We start from the raw sequence: 1,498 nt of genomic DNA, 5'->3' as shown, positions 1-1,498 counted from the left end.
CTGTAGCGGGAAAGGGCTTCATCTTGCGATGACGGGGGAGCCACGTGGTTTTTCTCGAGTTACGGCGGGATTCTCGAGTTACGACGGGGAATTCAGGCTGCCTCTTGTGTTGGCCCAGGCAAGTCCAATCTTCCATTCGAGTTGCGAAGGAAAGCTGGGGATTGCTCTCGAGTGACTGCAGGGCCAATAGACCTCATCTAGGCTTGTGTCCAGAAGCCAATGTTCCTCTCCAGGGGCGACAGGGATCTCGGGGTTGCATTCCAGACGCACCCGGGGAGACAGGCATTCATCTCGAGTGGAAGCAAAGAACCCCGCTCTGCTCTCGAATCGCGACGGGTATCTCTTGGAGCTCACTGGGTGGACTCAAGGGAGTCAAGCCTCCTGAGGCGTTTGGAGAGAGGTCGCGAGATTGGTCGCTAGGCCATGCAGGAGACGAAGGCCCTCATCTCTCGATGACGGGGGAATCTCGGGGTTGTTCTCGAGCGGCGGCCCCAGTGTGCGGTTTCTCACGAGGTACGACGGCGAGGTCAGTGAGCCTCTCGTGGGGCGCCAGGGAAGTCGGGTCTCCATGCGAGTGGCGAGGGGGAGCGCGTCATTGCTCCCGAGCCATGGTAGGGGAATCTGGCCTCGAGACGTGTTGAAGAAGGTCTCTCGAGGTCTTTCCCGGGTTGAGGCAGGAAACCCTGGGTTCCCTCGACTTGTGCAGGTGACCTCAGGGGGCTTCTCATGGTGGCTCTGAGAAGCCAGGGAAACTGGAGGTGGGAGGGGCCTCTCGGGACTCCACTGGGTTTGGTGCATTGGAAGAGGGCCTCATCTCCAGTTGAGGCAGGAACCGCAGGGTACCTCTGATTTCAGACTCCGATCGCAGGGTCCCTGCAGACTGGGGACAGGAGAGTCAGGCCTCGTCTTGGGTTGAGGCATGGAACTCCGCTTGCCTCTCGAGATGTCCCCGGGGAGAGAGGCCGCTTGTCGAGCTGTCTTTGGAACCTGGGGTTTTTTTCCGAACGATGCACGGAAAAACTGCCCCTTCGTGTTGACTTCATTCACAGGGTGGAGTTCGGAGAGGTGTCCGGGCATCGGGTTCTTATCAAGAGGGGACCGGGAAATCGGGGTCCTACGGAATGTGGAACCACCCACGAGGCCACGTCTGGAATGTCTTCGTGAGACCGGCCTCATCCTGAGGTGCGACCGGAAGGTCGGGAACCCCTTCCAGACAAAGCAGGGGAGTCGACCCTCCTGTCCAGATCAGGAGGGGAGAAAGGGCTCAGAGGAGGGGGTGCCGGAAAACCTCAGTGTTCCTCTCGAGGGAGACCGGGATTTCGGGGAACTTTGTGGGTCGCATCAAGGGTGCCAAGTGCCCTTTCGACCTCCAATTCCTAACGTGGGACTTCTCCTGAGGCGCTGTAGCGGGAAAGGGCTTCATCTTGCGATGACGGGGGAGCCACGTGGTTTTTCTCGAGTTACGGCGGGATTCTCGAGTTACGACGGGGAATTCAGG

General features: G+C 59.3%; 1 protein-coding gene. It reads right to left on the bottom strand.

The genetic code is table 11. The features are described 5' to 3' along the window. Positions 1–372 precede the first annotated feature (372 nt). Positions 373–510, bottom strand: a complete 138-nt coding sequence (locus ACFORK_RS29015) for a hypothetical protein (protein WP_379205546.1) — start codon at positions 508–510, stop codon at positions 373–375. Positions 511–1,498 lie beyond the last annotated feature (988 nt).

The sequence above is a fragment of the Paenibacillus sp. GCM10012306 genome (genome assembly GCF_042649265.1).
Classification (GTDB): Bacteria; Bacillota; Bacilli; order Paenibacillales; family Paenibacillaceae; genus Paenibacillus_AQ.
This window is presented reverse-complemented; position numbering and strand designations above follow the sequence as displayed.